The sequence below is a fragment of the Streptomyces sp. NPDC041200 genome, assembly GCF_055591805.1.
In genome coordinates this window covers 1-16516 of the sequence record NZ_JBVIZF010000039.1, presented here as the reverse complement: position 1 = coordinate 16516, position 16516 = coordinate 1, and the positions used below count along the sequence as shown (strand labels likewise).

Below are 16516 nucleotides of genomic sequence, written 5' to 3'. Positions count from 1 at the left end.
TCTTGGTGCTATATCCGGCCATTTTCGCCAGCCTCCCGGTCGGAACCGGAATCCCGTCACCGTGTGACGCCGTGCCCCCACGGCGTCGCGCGGTCTTCGGTATCCCCGAGATCGCGCGTGTCAAGGCCCGAGCCGCCCGGTGCGGGGATTGGCAACTTGCTGCCGAAGGGGAAGCGGCGGCGCTCAGACGCGGTTTGCTGATTGAAGCAGACAGACACGGCCTGCGGCGGAGAACGGCAGAACGGCAGAACGGGGGGGACCAAGGACGAGGTGGCCCTGGACGGGGGTCGGGGCCGCCCGTGGCGCAGGCGGCGTCGGGGAGATTCAGCCCCGACGCCGCCTCCCGGCCACCGTGCCGGACGACGGCGACTTAAGGTCTGGAGCCATGCAGAACACCGTCCACACCGCCGGTACCGCCGGTACGGTCGACACCGCCGCCCTGATCGAAGATCTGTATCCCGCCCTGGCCGCGCTCCGGGAGGCGGGCCCGGTCCACCGGATCAGCGGCACCGACGGCCGTCCCGCCTGGCTGGTGACCCGCTACGAGGATGTGCGGCAGGCATTCGCCGACCCGCGCCTCTCGCTGGACAAGCGCCACGCCGCGCCGGGCAACTACAGCGGCTTCTCGCTGCCGCCCGCCCTCGACACCAACCTGCTCAACATGGATCCCCCGGACCACACCCGGGTGCGCCGCCTCGTGGTCAAGGCGTTCACCCCCGGCCGGGTCGAGAAGCTGCGCGAACCGGTCCGGCGCGTCGCCGGGGAACTGCTCGACGCCATCGAGGCCGACGGCCGCGCCGATCTGCTCGCCGCGTACGCCGGACAACTGCCGATCATCGTCATCTGCGATCTGCTCGGTGTCCCGGAGGAGGACCGCCGGGACTTCCGCGCCTGGAGCGACGCCCTGATCACCCCCGACCCGGCGCGGCCGCGGGCGGCGAAGGAGGCGGTCGGGGCCATGCTGCGCTTCTACACCGGCCTCATCGCGAAGAAGCGCGCCGAGCCCGGCGACGATCTGCTGTCCGACCTGATCAGGGTGCGCGACGACGATACGGAGAGCACGGACAGCGCGGCGGGCGGGAACGACCGGCTCAGCGAGGACGAGCTGACCTCGCTCGCCTTCCTCATCCTGCTCGCGGGCTACGAGAACACGGTCCACCTCATCGCCAACTCCGTGCTCGCCCTGCTCGACCACCCCGACCTCCTCGCGGAGCTGCGCGAGGACCCCACGCGCATCCCGGCCGCCTTCGACGAGCTGGTCCGCTACGAGGGTCCGGCCTCGCTCGCGATCCGCCGCTTTCCCCGGGAGGACATCGAGATCGGCGGGGTGACGATCCCCGCCGGGGAGACCGTGCTGCTCTCCGTCGCCTCGGCGCACCGCGATCCGACCCATTTCCAGGACCCGGAGGCACTCAATCCGCATATTGGCCGATCCGGGCACCTCGGGCTCGGCCACGGCATCCACTACTGCCTCGGCGCACCGCTGGCCCGGCTGGAGACCGACATCGCTCTGGCCACGCTGTTGTCCCGTTTTCCGGGGCTGCGGCTGGAGGGTCCGAGGGAGGGGCTGCGATGGCGTCCCTCGATCCGTGCGCGTGGCCTGATCTCGCTCCCTGTGGCCTGGTGAACGAAGAAGCGAACAGGTTTTTGATGCATAACCCTCGGTGGATGCGGTAAAAAGGTCATCGAGCCCGCCCGGTGTGCATCCCCCGTCGCACCGGGCGGGCCTTCTGCGTGAGGGGCCCGACCGCGTCCGCCGTCCGGTGTCACGGCAACCCCTACGGTCCCCATAAACCCCGGACTTACCGGCGGGTAATCGGTCGGAACCGGGCATCCGGGGCCGAGAGTAACCTCACAGCCCTACCCTCTGCTGCGGCTTTAGTCGAGCGCATTAGCCTCCCTTCCATGACGGTCCTGCCCGACGGGCTTCCCCTAGCCGATGAATTCCCGGATGTGACGCGAGACGAGTGGCATCGCCTCGTGGAGGGCGTGCTGCGTAAAACCGGCGCGTCGGATGCCACGGGCGCACATGCCGAAGCCGCTCTCGCGACCGAGATGGAGGACGGCATCACCGTCCGCCCCCTCTACACCGCCGAGGACGCCCCGCAGGACCCCGGCCACGGCCACTCCGGTCACCCCGGCTTCGCCCCGTATCTGCGCGGCGCGCGCCCCGCCGGGTCCGCGGTCTCCGGCTGGGACATCCGCCAGCGGCACACCCATCCGGACGCGGCCACCACCAACCGGGCCGTGCTCGCCGACCTGGAGCACGGCGCCGGGTCGGTGTGGCTGGCGGTCGGCGAGGGCGGGGTGGCCGTCGACGCGCTGCCCGAGGCCCTGGCCGGTGTCTACCTCGACCTCGCGCCCGTCGTCCTCGACGCGGGGGCCGACTTCGAGGCCGCGGGCCACGCCCTCCTGCGGCTGTACGCGGACCGCCAGGTGCCGCCGCACGCGGCGCTCGGCAACCTGGGCGCCGACCCGCTGGGCCTGGCGGCCCGTACCGGCCGGGACGCCGATGTGCCCGCTCACCTGGCCGCCGCCGCCGACATGGCGGTCACCTGCTACCGCGACCACAGCGGCGTACGGGCCCTCACCGTGGACGCGCTGCCCTACCACGAGGCCGGTGGCGGCGTGGCCCAGGAGCTGGGCTGCTCGCTGGCCGCCGGAGTGGCGTATCTGCGCGCGCTGACCGGGGCCGGGATGACCGTCGAGGCGGCCTGCGCCGAGCTGGAGTTCCGCTACGCGGCCACCGCCGACCAGTTCACCACCATCGCCAAGCTGCGCGCCGCCCGGCGGCTGTGGGCGCGGGTGGCGGAGGCGTGCGGGGCGGCCACGGGGTCCCCGGAGTGCGCCCAGCGCCAGCACGCCGTCACCTCGCCGGTGATGATGACCCGGCGCGACCCCTGGGTGAACATGCTCCGCACCACCGTGGCGAGCCTGGCCGCCGGGGTCGGCGGCGCCGACGCGGTCACGGTGCTGCCGTTCGACAGCGCGATCGGCCTGCCGGACGACTTCGCCCGCCGTATCGCCCGCAACACCTCCACGATCCTGCTGGAGGAGTCGGGGCTGGCCCGGGTGATCGACCCGGCCGGCGGCTCCTGGTACGTCGAGTCGCTGACCGACCAGATCTGCCGCGCCGCGTGGGCCTGGTTCCAGGAGATCGAGCGGGCCGGGGGACTGGCCGCCGCCCTCGCCTCCGGCCTGGTGCGCGACCGGCTGGCCGCCACCTGGGAGCGCCGCTCGCGCGCGCTGGCCCGCCGCAAGGAGCCGATCACCGGCGTGAGCGAGTTCCCGAACCTCGCCGAGCCGCCGGTCGAGCGCGCGGCCGCGCCGGAGCGGCCCGGCGGCGGGCTGCCGCGGGTGCGCCGCGACGAGGCGTACGAGGCGCTCCGCGCCCGCTCCGACGCGCATCTGGCCGACCGGGGCGCCCGGCCCCGGGTGTTCCTGGCCGCGCTGGGACCCGCGGCCGTGCACACCGCCCGCGCCTCCTTCGCCGTCAACCTCTTCCAGGCGGGCGGCATCGAGGCCGTGCGGGAGCCGGTCACGGTCGACGCGGAATCGGTGGCCGAGGCGTTCGCCGCGAGTGGCGCGACGGTGGCCTGCCTGTGCTCCAGCGACACGGTGTACGCGGAGCAGGCGGTGGCCGTCGCCGAGCGGCTGAAGGCCGCCGGGGCGGCTCGGGTGCTCCTGGCCGGGCGGCCTGGGACACTTCAGGAAGAGTACGAGCGGGCCGGGGTGGACGGTTTCGTCTTCGCCGGCTGCGACGCGGTCGAGGCGCTGACCTCGGCTCTGGACATCATGGGGGTGCGGTGATGGGCGGGATCCCGGATTTCTCGGCCGTCGAGTTCGAGGGACCGGCCGGGGACGGGCAGGCCTCCGGCGGTGCCGGTTCCGCAGCCTGGGCCGCGGCGGTGCGGGACAGCGTCGGCAAGGGCGTCGAGGACCTGGTGTGGGACACCCCCGAGGGCATCGGCGTCAAGCCGCTGTACACCGCGGAGGACCTGGACGGGCTGGACTTCCTGGACACGTACCCGGGCGTGGCGCCGTATCTGCGCGGCCCGTACCCGACGATGTACGTCAACCAGCCCTGGACGATCCGGCAGTACGCGGGCTTCTCCACCGCGGAGGAGTCCAACGCGTTCTACCGCCGCAACCTGGCGGCCGGTCAGAAGGGCCTGTCGGTCGCCTTCGACCTGCCCACCCACCGCGGCTACGACAGCGACCACCCCCGGGTCACCGGTGACGTCGGCATGGCGGGCGTGGCCATCGACTCGATCTACGACATGCGGCAGCTCTTCGACGGCATCCCGCTGGACCGGATGTCGGTGTCGATGACGATGAACGGCGCGGTGCTGCCCATCCTCGCGCTCTACATCGTGGCCGCCGAGGAGCAGGGCGTACCGCCCGAGAAGCTGGCCGGGACCATCCAGAACGACATCCTCAAGGAGTTCATGGTCCGCAACACCTACATCTATCCGCCGCAGCCGTCGATGCGGATCATCTCCGACATCTTCGCCTTCACCTCGCAGCGGATGCCGCGCTACAACTCCATCTCCATCTCCGGCTACCACATCCAGGAGGCCGGGGCCACGGCCGACCTGGAGCTGGCGTACACCCTCGCGGACGGGGTGGAGTACCTGCGGGCCGGGCTCGAGGCCGGGATGGACGTGGACGCGTTCGCGCCGCGGCTGTCGTTCTTCTGGGCGATCGGCATGAACTTCTTCATGGAGGTCGCCAAGCTGCGGGCGGCGCGGCTGCTGTGGGCCAAGCTGGTCAAGCAGTTCGACCCGAAGAACCCCAAGTCGCTGTCGCTGCGCACCCATTCGCAGACCTCCGGCTGGTCGCTGACCGCGCAGGACGTCTTCAACAACGTGACCCGTACGTGTGTCGAGGCCATGGCCGCCACCCAGGGCCACACCCAGTCGCTGCACACCAACGCCCTGGACGAGGCCCTCGCCCTGCCGACCGACTTCTCGGCCCGGATCGCCCGCAACACCCAGCTGCTGCTCCAGCAGGAGTCGGGCACCACGCGGGTGATCGACCCGTGGGGCGGCAGCGCCTACGTCGAGAAGCTGACGTACGACCTGGCGCGGCGGGCCTGGCAGCACATCGAGGAGGTCGAGGCGGCCGGGGGGATGGCCAAGGCCATCGACGCGGGCATCCCCAAGCTGCGCGTCGAGGAGGCCGCAGCCCGCACCCAGGCGCGGATCGACTCCGGGCGTCAGCCGGTGATCGGCGTCAACAAGTACCGGCCAGAAGGCGGCGGCGACGAGGAGATCGAGGTCCTCAAGGTCGACAACTCCTCGGTGCGCGCCCAGCAGATCGAGAAGCTGCGGCGGCTGCGCGCCGAGCGCGACGAGGCCGTCTGCCAGGACGCGCTGCGCGCGCTCACCGCCGCCGCCGAATCCGGCCCCGGCAGCGGTCTGGAGGGCAACCTCCTCGCGCTCGCCGTGGACGCCGCCCGCGCCAAGGCCACCGTCGGGGAGATCTCCGACGCGCTGGAGAAGGTCTATGGCCGCCACTCCGGCCAGATCCGTACGATCTCCGGTGTGTATCGAGACGAGGCCGGACCGTCGTCCGGTGTGGACCGCACCCGCACGCTGGTGGAGAAGTTCGAGAGCGCCGAGGGCCGCCGCCCCCGCATCCTGGTCGCCAAGATGGGCCAGGATGGGCACGACCGAGGCCAGAAGGTGATCGCGACCGCCTTCGCCGACCTCGGCTTCGACGTCGACGTCGGCCCGCTGTTCCAGACGCCGGAGGAGGTCGCCCGGCAGGCGGTGGAGGCCGATGTGCACATCGTCGGCGTCTCGTCGCTGGCCGCGGGCCACCTGACGCTGGTGCCCGCGCTGCGCGAGCAGCTGGCCGAGGCGGGCCGCGAGGACATCACCGTCGTCGTCGGGGGCGTCATCCCGCCGCAGGACGTCCAGACCCTGCACGAGGCCGGTGCCGCCGCCGTCTTCCTGCCGGGCACGGTCATCCCGGACGCCGCCCACGACCTGGTGCGGAAGCTGGCAGCCGACCTCGGCCACGAGCTGTAATGCCGCGGACGATCGACATCGAGGAGTACGCCAAGGGCGTGCTCGACGGCAAGCGCGCGTACATCGCCCGTGCCATCACCCTCGTCGAGTCCACCCGGGCCGATCACCGCGACCTCGCCCAGCGGCTGCTGATCGAGCTGCTGCCGCACACCGGCGGGGCGCGGCGGGTCGGCGTCAGCGGGGTGCCCGGGGTGGGCAAGTCGACCTTCATCGACGCCCTGGGCACCATGCTCACCGGGCTCGGCCACAAGGTGGCGGTGCTCGCCGTCGATCCGTCCTCCAGCCGTACCGGCGGCTCCATCCTGGGCGACAAGACCCGGATGGAGCGGCTGGCCGTCGACCCGGACGCCTTCGTACGGCCCTCGCCGAGCGCCGGGACGCTCGGCGGGGTCGCCCGCGCCACCCGCGAGTCCATGGTGGTGATGGAGGCCGCGGGCTATGACGTGGTGCTCGTGGAGACCGTCGGCGTGGGCCAGTCCGAGACGGCCGTCGCGGGCATGGTCGACAGCTTCCTGCTGCTCTCCCTGGCCCGCACCGGCGACCAGCTGCAGGGCATCAAGAAGGGCGTCCTGGAGCTGGCCGACGTCGTCACCATCAACAAGGCGGACGGCTCACACGCCCGGGACGCCAAGTCCGCGGCCCGCGAACTGGCGGGCGCGCTGCGGCTGTTGCAGCCCCCGGACGCGCCGTGGAACCCGCCCGTGCTCACCTGCTCGGCGCGCGAGAACACCGGGCTCGACGTGGTCTGGGAGCGGCTGGAGCAGCACCGCCGGGTGCTGGAGGCCACCGGCGCGCTGGAGGCCAAGCGCCGCGACCAGCAGGTCGGCTGGACCTGGTCCATGGTGCGCGACCAGCTGCTCGCCCGGCTGCACGCCCACCCCGGGGTGCGGCGGCTCGCGCCCGGCCTGGAGCAGGAGGTCCGCGACGGCACGCTGACGGCGACGCTGGCGGCGGACCGGCTGCTGGAGGCGTTCCGCACGCCGCCCGAGCCGTCCGCGCCGCCCGAGCCGACCGGCGGCCCCGAGCCGGCCGACGGCTGAGTGCCGACCGTGGGATGGGCCGCCGAGGTGGGTCCGTTCTTCGCCCTGCGCACCGGGTCCGGTGCTCCCGGGGAGGAGGGGTACGCGCGGATCGGCGAGGCGTACCGGCTGGCGGGCGGGGACGCCGCCGCGCCGCTGCTGCGCGGCCGGGTGGAGGCGGTGGCCGCGAGCCTGGGCACCGATGAGCCGAGGGTCGCGGCTTCCCTCGTCTTCCAGGGGCTGGCCGCCCGTGTCTGGTCGCTCGCGCTCGGCCCCGCGGCCCTGACCGGCACGGTGTACGACCTCCGCCCCGACCGGCTGTGGTGGAACCCCGCGCGTACCGCCCCCGACGACCTGTGGTGGCCCGGCGCGCCGCACGCGATGGGCGAACCGGGCGGGCTCGCCGGACAGCTCGCCACGTGCGCGTACGCGCATCTGACGCCACTGCACCACGCCGTCAGCCGCGCGTACCGGGTCTCGGACCGGCTGCTGTGGGGCAACGCCGCCTCGGCGCTGGTGGGTTCGCTGCGGGTGCTGCACGACTGGTGCCGGGCGCGGGGCCTGGACGAGGCGGGGGAGCGGGCGGTGGCCGTGGCCCGCGCCCAGTTCGCCCACCCGCCGCTGCGTGACGCGGGAGAGTTGACCACCGCGCCCCTCGCCTTCCGGCGCCGCACCTGCTGCCTGTACTACCGGGTGCCGGGCGGCGGGCTGTGCGGTGACTGCGTCCTGCGGAGGTGACCGCGTACCGTGGCGGGCGGCCGCCGGATACGGTGTGTACATGCCGAAGAACGAGAACGTGTTCTCATCCTGGCGGGCGTGGCGCCGCCGTGCCACGTCCCGGATGGTGCACCGCGGATGGCGCGCCGTCCAGCGCGCGGGCGCGGTGACCGCCGACCGGCCCGGCCCGTACCGCTTCGGCCGGATCGGCACCGGCACCCGGCTGGCGTTCCCCCAGGGCACCGTCTTCGGCGAGCCGTGGATCGAACTCGGCGACCACTGCGTGATCGGTGAACAGGTCACGCTCACCGCCGGCATGATGCCCGGCCTCGACCTCGGCCCCGCGCCCATCGTGCGGTTCGGCAACGGTGTGGTCCTGGGCCGTGGCAGCCATGTCATCGCCTCCCGGGACGTGGTGTTCGGCGACGACGTGTTCTGCGGTCCGTATGTATACGTGACCAGCGACAACCATTCGTACGACGACCCCCACCAGCCCATCGGGCGGCAGTGGCCGCGCTCCGCCCCCGTCGAGATCGGCTCCGGAAGCTGGCTGGGCGCGGGCGCGGTGATCCTGCCCGGGGCGCGGCTGGGCCGTAACGTCGTCGTCGCGGCCGGAGCGGTCGTACGGGGCGAGGTGCCCGACCACGCCGTGGTCGCCGGAGCGCCCGCCCGAATCATCCGGCGCTGGGCCCCCGAGGACGGCTGGCAGCCGCCACTGCGCACGCCCGCGCCCGAGCCGATACCGGCCGGGATGACGGCGGAGCAGCTGCTGGCGCTGGCCGAGCTGGAGCCGGAGCGGGAGCCGGAGGCGGGAGCGTCGTAGCAGGTCAGTAGAGTTGCAGCCGCCCCCGAACCACCACGAGGAACACCTGTGAGCCCACCACCCACCCCCCTGACCGTCGTCGGCATCGGCGCCGACGGATGGGACGGGCTCGCCCCGGACGGCCGTGAGGCGTTGCGCACGGCCGAGGTCGTCATCGGCGGACCGCGCCAACTCGGTCTGCTGCCACCGGAATGCGCCGCCGAGCGCGTCCCCTGGCCGTCCCCGCTGCGCCCCGCCGTCCCCGGGCTGCTCGCCGCGCACGCCGGGCGCCGGGTCTGTGTGCTGGCGAGCGGCGACCCCATGTTCTTCGGCATCGGCCGCACCCTCACCGGGCTGCTGGGCCCCGACGCGCTGCGGGTGCTGCCGCATCCCTCGTCCGTCGCGTACGCCTGTGCGCGGCTCGGCTGGGCGCAGGAGGACACCGAGGTGATCAGTCTCGTCGGCCGCCCCCTCGCCGCCCTGTCCCGCGCCCTGTATCCGGGCCGCAGGCTGCTCGTCCTCAGCGCCGGTTCCGCGACCCCGGCCGAGGTCGCCGGGCTGCTGCGGGACCGAGGCTTCGGCCCGACCCGGATGCGGGTCCTGGAACAGCTGGGCGGCGCGCGGGAACACGCCGCCGAGGGCACCGCCGAGGCGTGGCCCCACCCGCCCGGCGACCCCCTCAACGTCATCGCCCTCGACTGCGCCCCGGCCCCGGACGCCGCGCACCTGTCCGCCGTCCCCGGGCTGCCGGACGCCGCGTACGAACACGACGGCCAGCTGACCAAACGCCACGTCCGCGCCGCCACCCTCGCCGCCCTCGCCCCCGCCCCGGGCGAACTGCTGTGGGACGTCGGCGGCGGCTCCGGCTCCATCGCCGTGGAATGGATGCGCGCGCACCCCGCCTGTCGCGCGGTCTCCGTCGAACGCGATCCGGTACGCGCGACACGCATCACCCGCAACGCGACCGTCCTCGGTGTCCCCGCCCTGCGCGTCGTCACCGGCGCCGCCCCGGCCGCCCTCACCGGCCTGCCGACCCCGAACGCCATCTTCGTCGGCGGCGGCGCCACCACGCCCGGCCTCCTGGAGGCCTGCTGGACCGCGCTCCCCGTCGGCGGCCGCCTCGTGGTCAACACCGTGACCCTCGAATCCGAAGCCCTGCTCACCACCTGGTACACCCGCCACGGTGGCGACCTGATCCGCCTCGCCGTCTCCCACGCCACCCCCGTGGGCGGCTTCACGGGCTGGCGCCAGGCGATGCCGGTAACCCAGTGGTCCACCACCAAACGCGGAGAAACACGATGACGGTGTACTTCATCGGCGCGGGCCCCGGCGCCGCCGACCTGATCACCCTGCGCGGCGCGCGGACCCTCGCCCGCTGCCGGGTGTGCCTCTACGCGGGCAGCCTCGTCCCGAGCGAGCTGCTGGCCGAATGCCCGCAGGACGCGCGGCTGGTCGACACCGCCGGGCTCGATCTCGACCAGATCACCGCCGAGTTCGCCGCCGCCCACGAGGCGGGCCACGACGTGGCCCGCCTCCACTCCGGCGATCCCTCGGTCTTCAGCGCCGTCGCCGAGCAGATGCGGCGCCTCGACGCGGCCGGGATCCCGTACGAGGTCGTCCCCGGCGTCCCCGCCTTCGCCGCCGCGGCCGCCGCGCTGAAGCGTGAGCTGACGGTCCCGACCGTCGGCCAGACCGTCATCCTCACCCGCGTCGCCCAGCAGGCCACCCCCATGCCGGACGGCGAAGACCTCGCCACCCTCGGCCGCAGCCGCGCCCTCCTCGTCCTGCACCTCGCCACCCGCTACGTGGACCGCGTGGTCGGCGAACTCCTCCCGCACTACGGCCCCGACTGCCCGGCCGCCGTGGTCGCCATGGCCAGCCGCCCCGACGAACTGGTCCTGCGCGGCACCCTGGCGGACATCGCGGACCAGGTGAAGGCGGCGGGCGTGGTCCGTACGGCCGTCATCCTGGTGGGCCAGACCCTGGCCGCGGCCCAGTTCCGCGACAGCCACCTCTACTCCCCGGACCGCGACCGCACCCCCTGAGCCCCACCTGCCCTGGACACCGGGCGAGGCCCGCGTTCCGCACGGGCCGTGCGCCTCACCGGCGCGGGATGCCGCGTTCCGGATGGTGTCAACGCCCTGCCGGGCGGGGCACCGCGTCGCGCGCCGGGGGCCGTGCCGCGAGCCAGGCGGGGCGCCACACCGTCTGCGCCGGGGGCGCGCCGCGGCCGCCGGCAGCCTGTCGCATCCGTGCATCGTCACCATCCACGACTTCGGATCCGCTCTCCACGACGGACAGCTGTACGCCTACCTGGTGATGGAGTTCCTCCCCGGCAAATCCCTCAGCACCGATCTGGAAGCCCCCGCGGACCGGCCAAGGTCGTCGACTTCGGCATCACGAAAGGCAGCGACGACCGACACGACATCACCGCCACCGGCATCCTGATCGGAACCCCCGCCTACACGGCCCCCGAGTGCTTCTCCGGCACCTTCGACCACCGCTCCGACCTGTACTCTCGGCTGCGTCCTGTACGAGATGACCACCGGACAGCGCCCCTTCGGCGGAACCTGGCACCTGGTCCACCAGCACCTCAACGAGCAGCCCACGCCCTTGCGCGGCCTGCGCCCCAGAGCTGGACAGGATCTCCATGTCGTCGGCCTGGAAGACGCCGTCGAAGGCGCTGGTGTACTTGCTGTCCCGGTCCCGGGGGAGGAAGCGCCCTCATACAGCTGATCGCTTGGGTGAGGCGGATCATGGCGAGGTAGAGGGCGGTGGGGCTTTCGTCAGGTCTTTCCGTCTGCGCCCAGGCTGCCGGCCGGCAGCCTGGGCGTCGCGCTCGTCGTTCACGCCGAGGCCGCCGGCCGGCGATGTCGGGTTACTCGAACTCCACGACGGCACGGTAGCGGACGCTGCCCTTGCGGACTCGGTCCAGTGCCTGCTCGAAGTCCGCGGCCGGGAACGTCCGCACCTGCGGGCGGATGTCGTGGCGGGCGGCGAAGTCGATCATCTGTCGGGTCTGTGCCGTCGAACCCACGAGGCCGCCGACGAGCGACTTCGCGGCCGGCAGCAGGCTCATCGCCGAGACGGTGAAGGGGCGTTCCGGGACGCCGACGACACACAGTCGGCCCTGCGGCCGCAGCAGGCCGAGGTAGTCGTCCCAGGGCAGGTCCGCCGAGACCGTGGACATGATGAAGTCGAACGAGCCGGCGGCCTTCTGCAGGGCGCCCGCCTCGCCGGAGGCGATGAAGTCAGTGGCGCCGAAGCGTTCGGCGTCGGCCCGCTTGGCGGGTGTCGTGGAGATGGCGGTGACCGCGCAGCCCCAGCTGGCGAGGAACTGGATGGCCAGGTGGCCCAGACCGCCGACGCCGACCACGGCGACGCGGTGCGTCGGCAGGACCCGGTTCTCCAGGAGCGGGGAGAACACCGTCGTGCCGGCACAGAGCAGCGGGGCCGCGTGCTCGGACCGGATCGCGTCGGGGAGCGGGTGGACGTGGCGCCAGTCGCCGGCCCGGACGTGGCTGGCGAACCCGCCCCGGTCGCCGCGCATGACGGTGTCGTCCTTGTGAGGGCACAGGTTGGTGCGCCCGCTCAGGCACCATTCGCAGTGGAAGCAGGAGCCCGCGATCGCGCCGACGCCGACCCGTTGCCCGATGGACAGGACGCGCTGGTCCACCGCGTCGCCGATCGCCGCCACCACGCCGACCGCCTCGTGCCCGGCCACGACGGGGTACCGCGAGATGCCCCACTCGTTGTCGATCATCCCGAGGTCGGTGTGGCAGATCCCGCCGTGCGTCACACGCACGTCGACCTCGGTCGGCCCCAGCGGGCCGGCTTCGTACTCGTACGGGTGCAGGGGCCCGCCAGCTTCGTGTGCCGCATACGCATGGACCTTCACGGGTTGGCCGCCTTCCAGTCAAACAAACTAGTTAGTTACTTGCCTGTGCACCGTAGGCGCCTGCCCGCGGCATCGTCAAACCAACTGGTTAGTTAGGGTGTGGGGATGAAGGACGGACAAGCCACACGGCGCCGACTGCTGGACGCGGCGGCCGCAGAGTTCGCGGCGTACGGGATCGCGGGCGCCCGCGTCGACCGGATCTCGGCCAACGCCAAGGCCAACAAGGCACAGCTCTACGCCTACTTCGGCGATAAGAACCGCCTGTTCGACGCGGTCTTCCGGGAACTCGCCGACGGGATCGTCAACTCCGTGCCGTTCACGGCCGACGACCTGCCCGGCTACGCCGTCGGCATCTACGACGCCTGCCTGGCCAAGCCGAACTTGGTCCGGCTGGCGACCTGGGCCCGCCTGGAGCGCGTCCCCACAGGCGTCCTGGTCACCACGATGGTCCAGGAGACCGAACAGAAGCTGACCGCCATCGCCGACGCCCAGTGCGAGGGCCGCATCGATCCGGCCATCGAGCCCGGCGATGTCCTGGCGATGGTGTCCACGCTGGCACTCACTTGGTCCCCGGCCAGCTTGTTCCACGCGGCGACCCCAGCCGAACCGGAAGCCGACCACGAACGCCGCCGCAAGGCGCTCGCTCAGGCCGTGCGCCGCGCTTTCCGCCCGTCCGCCCCCGACGACCCGTTGTGACCCGCCACCGAAGGCGGTCGACGGGCGATGCTCCGACGCGTCAAGGAGGCCGCCGTGCCCCCGATCTGCCGCTCTCCGAGATCGAAATGGCCGAACTGATGAACGGGTGTCAGTGCTTCCTGGCACGATCACGCGAATGACATCGATCGACGAGCAACTCGTCTACGGTACGGCCCAGAAGCACGGCGTTCCGAATTGTCCCGGCGGGCGCCGGGCCCGCACCGCGCGGGGGATGCTGCCGCGTCGTGGCATACGCTCCCCTCACCGCCGGGGGCGTCAGGCCTCGCGTGGGCCGCGCGGGGCAGCGCGGCCCACGACCTTGCCCGCGCGGTCTATGCAGATGACGTCGACCACCACCGGCGCCCCACGCAGCACGTCCAGGGCCGTGGCGCGGGCCGCCGCCGCGACCAGGTCGCCCAGGGGGATGTCCTGTGCCGCGCACAGGTGCAGGGCTTCCAGGCCGGTGTTGGCCGTCGCTATCGCTGCCGCCAAGGCGTCGTCCGCGCCGCCGTGGCGGGCCAGGTCGGCCAGGTAGGCCTTGTCGACCTGGGAGCGGGAGGAGTGGAGGTCGAGGTGGCCCGCGGCGAGTTTGGAGAGCTTGGCGAAGCCGCCCGCGACCGTCAGGCGGTCCACCGGGTGGCGGCGCAGGTACTTGAGGACGGCGCCCGCGAAGTCGCCCATGTCCAGCAGGGCGTCCTGCGGCAGACCGTGCTCGGCCACCGCCACCTTCTCGGAGGTCGAGCCCGTACACCCCGCCACGTGCCGCCGCCCCGCCGCCCGCGCCACGTCCACGCCGCGCCGGATGCTGTCGATCCAGGCCGAGCAGGAGTACGGCACGACGATGCCGGTCGTGCCGAGGATGGACAGGCCGCCGAGGATGCCCAGCCGGGGGTTCCACGTGCTGCGGGCGATCTCCTCGCCGTGGTCCACCGAGACCTCGATCTCGACGTCGCCGCCACCACCGTGGCGGGCGGCGACCGCGGCGATGTGGTCGCTCATCATCTGGCGCGGCACGGGGTTGATGGCCGGTTCGCCCACCGCGAGGGGCAGTCCGGGCCGGGTGACGGTGCCGACGCCGGGGCCCGCCCGGAACACCACGCCACTGCCCGGCGGCAGGGCGCGCACGGTCGCCCGTACCAGCGCGCCGTGGGTGACGTCGGGATCGTCCCCGGCGTCCTTCACGACCGCGGCCATGGCCCGGTCGGCGCCCAGCTCCTCGGCCGCCAGGGCGAACGCGGGCCGCTGGCCCTTCGGCAGCGCGATGGTCACAGGGTCGGGGAAGCCGCCGCTGAGCAGCGCGGTGTACGCGGCCGTCGTCGCGGCCGTCGCGCACGCCCCGGTGGTCCATCCGTGCCGCAGCCCGGTGCGCTCCAGCTGGGCCCCGCGGCCCCCGCTCGCCCCGGTCTCCGCCTCAGCCATGGGCCACCCGCCGCGCATACGATGACGGGCGCACCGACGACGAAAGGCATCCGATGAACAGCGCACCGGTGCGCCATGTGCTCATCCTGGGCGGCACCACCGAGGCCCGCCGCCTCGCCACCGAACTGGACGGCGATCCCGCCCTGCGCGTCACCAGTTCCCTCGCGGGCCGGGTCGCCGCACCGCGACTGCCCGCCGGGCAGGTGCGGATCGGCGGGTTCGGGGGTCCCGAGGGCATGGCCCGCTGGCTCCGCGAGCACCAGGTGGACGCGCTCATCGACGCCACCCATCCTTTCGCCGACACGATCAGTCACAACGCGGCCCGAGCGGCCGCCGCCGTCCATGTTCCCCTGCTCGCCCTGCGCCGCCCCGGCTGGGTGGCGGGCCCGGGCGACCGCTGGCACCCGGCGGCTTCGCTGGACGAGGCCGCGCGGCTCCTGCCGGACCTGGGGGAGCGGGTCTTCCTCACCACGGGCCGCATGGGGCTGGCCGCCTTCGCCCACCTCACCGACCCCTGGTTCCTGGTCCGCTCGGTCGACGCCCCGCAGCCCCCGGTCCCGCCCCGCATGGAGGTGATCCTCGACCGCGGCCCGTTCACCCTCGACGGCGAGACGGCCCTGCTGCGCCGCCACCGCATCGACGTCCTGGTCACCAAGGACAGCGGCGCCGGGGCCACGGCCCCCAAGCTGAGCGCGGCCCGCGACGCCGGAATCCCGGTGGTCGTCGTCCAGCGCCCGCCCGCCCCGGAGGGCGTCCCGGTCGCCCGGACTCCCGCCGAGGCCGTCACCTGGCTCCGGGGGCGTCACACCTCGGGGTAGCGGCGCGGGGTCCAGACGATGTCGGTGCCGTCGCCGCGGCGGGCCGTACGGGTCTGGGAGGAGCCGATGAGGAGGATCGTGCGCATGTCCACCTCGGCCGGGTCGAGGTCGGTCAGGCGGATGATGCGGACGGACTCCTCGGGGCCGCCGATGTCGCGGCCCAGGACGACCGGGGTGTCCGGCGCGCGGTGTTCCAGGAGGAGGTCGCGGGCCTTGCCGACCTGCCAGATCCGGCTGCGGGAGCCGGGGTTGTAGAGGGCGAGGACCAGATCGGCGGCGGCCGCGGCCCGCAGCCGTCCGGCGATGACCTCCCAGGGCTTGAGCCGGTCGGACAGGGAGACCACGGCGTAGTCGTGGCCGAGTGGGGCACCCGCGCGGGCGGCGGCGGCGTGGGCCGCGGTCATGCCGGGCAGCACCCGCACCGGGACATCGCGGTACGGGTCCTCGGACGCGGCCTCCAGCACGGCGGTGGCCATGGCGAACACGCCGGGGTCGCCCGAGGAGACGACGGCGACACGCCGTCCGCGCCGGGCGAGGTCGAGGGCGAACTCGGCGCGTTCGGCCTCGACCTTGTTGTCGGAGGGGTGACGCCGCTGGCCGGGGCGTACGGGGACCCGGTCCAGGTAGGTGGTGTAGCCGACCAGGTCCTCGGCGGCGGCCAGTTCACCGCGGGCCTCGGGGGTGAGCCACAGCGGACCGGCGGGACCGAGGCCCACCACGACGACCTCGCCCGGATGTCCGGCCGCGGAGGTGTCGGGGGCGTCCGGGGTGTCGATACGGCTCGGCAGCACCGCCACCGAGAAGTAGGGCACGGACGACGGGTCGACCTCGCCCAGCGACCCGGTGCGCTCCGCGCTCATCGTGGCGCGCTCCACGTACCGCGCGTCGGCGAGCCGCCCCGAACGCTCCAGGGCGCGCCGTACGGTCGGGAAGGTGCGGCCGAGCTTCATGACCGCCGCCGCGTCGGTCGTCGCGAGGCGCGCCGTCAGCTCTTCCTCGGGCAGCGTGCCCGGGAGGACCGTCAGCACCTCCTCGCCCTCCACCAGCGGCGCGCCGAGCCGGGCGGCCGCCGCGCTCACCGAGGTGACGCCGGGGATCACCTCGGTCGGGTA

General features: G+C 73.5%; 13 protein-coding genes. 10 read left to right on the top strand and 3 right to left on the bottom strand.

Features of this window, described 5'->3' with window-relative positions:
• Nucleotides 1-385: 385 nt before the first annotated feature.
• From ACZ6CL_RS37770 to cobM, 8 genes are all read left to right on the top strand, one after another.
• Nucleotides 386-1627: a cytochrome P450 family protein gene (locus ACZ6CL_RS37770; RefSeq protein ID WP_468944759.1), complete on the top strand. Its 1242-nt coding sequence runs from the start codon at nucleotides 386-388 to the stop codon at nucleotides 1625-1627.
• A gap of 278 nt (nucleotides 1628-1905) precedes the next feature.
• Nucleotides 1906-3810 (top strand): methylmalonyl-CoA mutase family protein, encoded by a 1905-nt coding sequence (locus tag ACZ6CL_RS37765; RefSeq protein WP_468944757.1) that lies wholly within the window; start codon nucleotides 1906-1908, stop codon nucleotides 3808-3810.
• Complete coding sequence (gene scpA, locus ACZ6CL_RS37760; protein ID WP_468944754.1) at nucleotides 3810-6035, top strand: methylmalonyl-CoA mutase; 2226 nt, start codon at nucleotides 3810-3812, stop codon at nucleotides 6033-6035. The genes ACZ6CL_RS37765 and scpA overlap by 1 nt, the downstream gene beginning before the upstream one ends.
• Nucleotides 6035-7075 carry a methylmalonyl Co-A mutase-associated GTPase MeaB gene (gene meaB, locus ACZ6CL_RS37755; protein ID WP_468944753.1) on the top strand — a complete coding sequence of 347 codons (1041 nt, stop codon included), beginning with the start codon at nucleotides 6035-6037 and terminating at the stop codon, nucleotides 7073-7075. Before scpA ends, meaB begins: the two co-directional genes overlap by 1 nt.
• Entirely contained in the window at nucleotides 7076-7792 is a 717-nt protein-coding gene (locus ACZ6CL_RS37750; protein WP_468944750.1) for a (2Fe-2S)-binding protein, read from the top strand. It abuts the gene before it with no gap.
• Between the two features lie 40 nt (nucleotides 7793-7832).
• Nucleotides 7833-8594 (top strand): acyltransferase, encoded by a 762-nt coding sequence (locus tag ACZ6CL_RS37745; RefSeq protein ID WP_468944748.1) that lies wholly within the window; start codon nucleotides 7833-7835, stop codon nucleotides 8592-8594.
• A 48-nt stretch (nucleotides 8595-8642) separates the two neighbouring features.
• Nucleotides 8643-9875 (top strand): precorrin-6y C5,15-methyltransferase (decarboxylating) subunit CbiE, encoded by a 1233-nt coding sequence (cbiE, locus tag ACZ6CL_RS37740; protein ID WP_468944747.1) that lies wholly within the window; start codon nucleotides 8643-8645, stop codon nucleotides 9873-9875.
• Nucleotides 9872-10618 (top strand): precorrin-4 C(11)-methyltransferase, encoded by a 747-nt coding sequence (cobM, locus tag ACZ6CL_RS37735; protein ID WP_468944744.1) that lies wholly within the window; start codon nucleotides 9872-9874, stop codon nucleotides 10616-10618. Before cbiE ends, cobM begins: the two co-directional genes overlap by 4 nt.
• Before the next feature lie 833 nt (nucleotides 10619-11451).
• Here cobM and ACZ6CL_RS37730 read toward each other — a convergent pair.
• Nucleotides 11452-12471 (bottom strand): NAD(P)-dependent alcohol dehydrogenase, encoded by a 1020-nt coding sequence (locus ACZ6CL_RS37730; RefSeq protein ID WP_468944742.1) that lies wholly within the window; start codon nucleotides 12469-12471, stop codon nucleotides 11452-11454.
• 105 nt (nucleotides 12472-12576) lie between these two features.
• Between ACZ6CL_RS37730 and ACZ6CL_RS37725 the strand changes: the two genes are divergently transcribed.
• The gene (locus ACZ6CL_RS37725; RefSeq protein WP_468944740.1) at nucleotides 12577-13167 is read left to right on the top strand and encodes a TetR family transcriptional regulator; all 591 of its coding nucleotides are present in this window, start codon (nucleotides 12577-12579) and stop codon (nucleotides 13165-13167) included.
• Nucleotides 13168-13443: 276 nt separating this feature from the next.
• Here the strand turns inward: ACZ6CL_RS37725 and ACZ6CL_RS37720 are convergent, their stop codons facing one another.
• On the bottom strand, nucleotides 13444-14586 hold the full coding sequence (locus ACZ6CL_RS37720) for a cobalt-precorrin-5B (C(1))-methyltransferase (RefSeq protein WP_468944739.1): 1143 nt from the start codon (nucleotides 14584-14586) through the stop codon (nucleotides 13444-13446).
• Between the two features lie 53 nt (nucleotides 14587-14639).
• On the opposite strand from ACZ6CL_RS37720, the gene ACZ6CL_RS37715 reads away from it, so the two are divergent.
• Nucleotides 14640-15404, top strand: coding sequence for a cobalt-precorrin-6A reductase (locus tag ACZ6CL_RS37715; protein WP_468944736.1), 765 nt, complete (start codon nucleotides 14640-14642; stop codon nucleotides 15402-15404).
• Here ACZ6CL_RS37715 and cobJ read toward each other — a convergent pair.
• Nucleotides 15389-16516, bottom strand: a 1128-nt coding sequence (cobJ, locus tag ACZ6CL_RS37710) for a precorrin-3B C(17)-methyltransferase (RefSeq protein WP_468944733.1), incomplete at its 5' end; no start/stop codon positions are given. The genes ACZ6CL_RS37715 and cobJ overlap by 16 nt on opposite strands.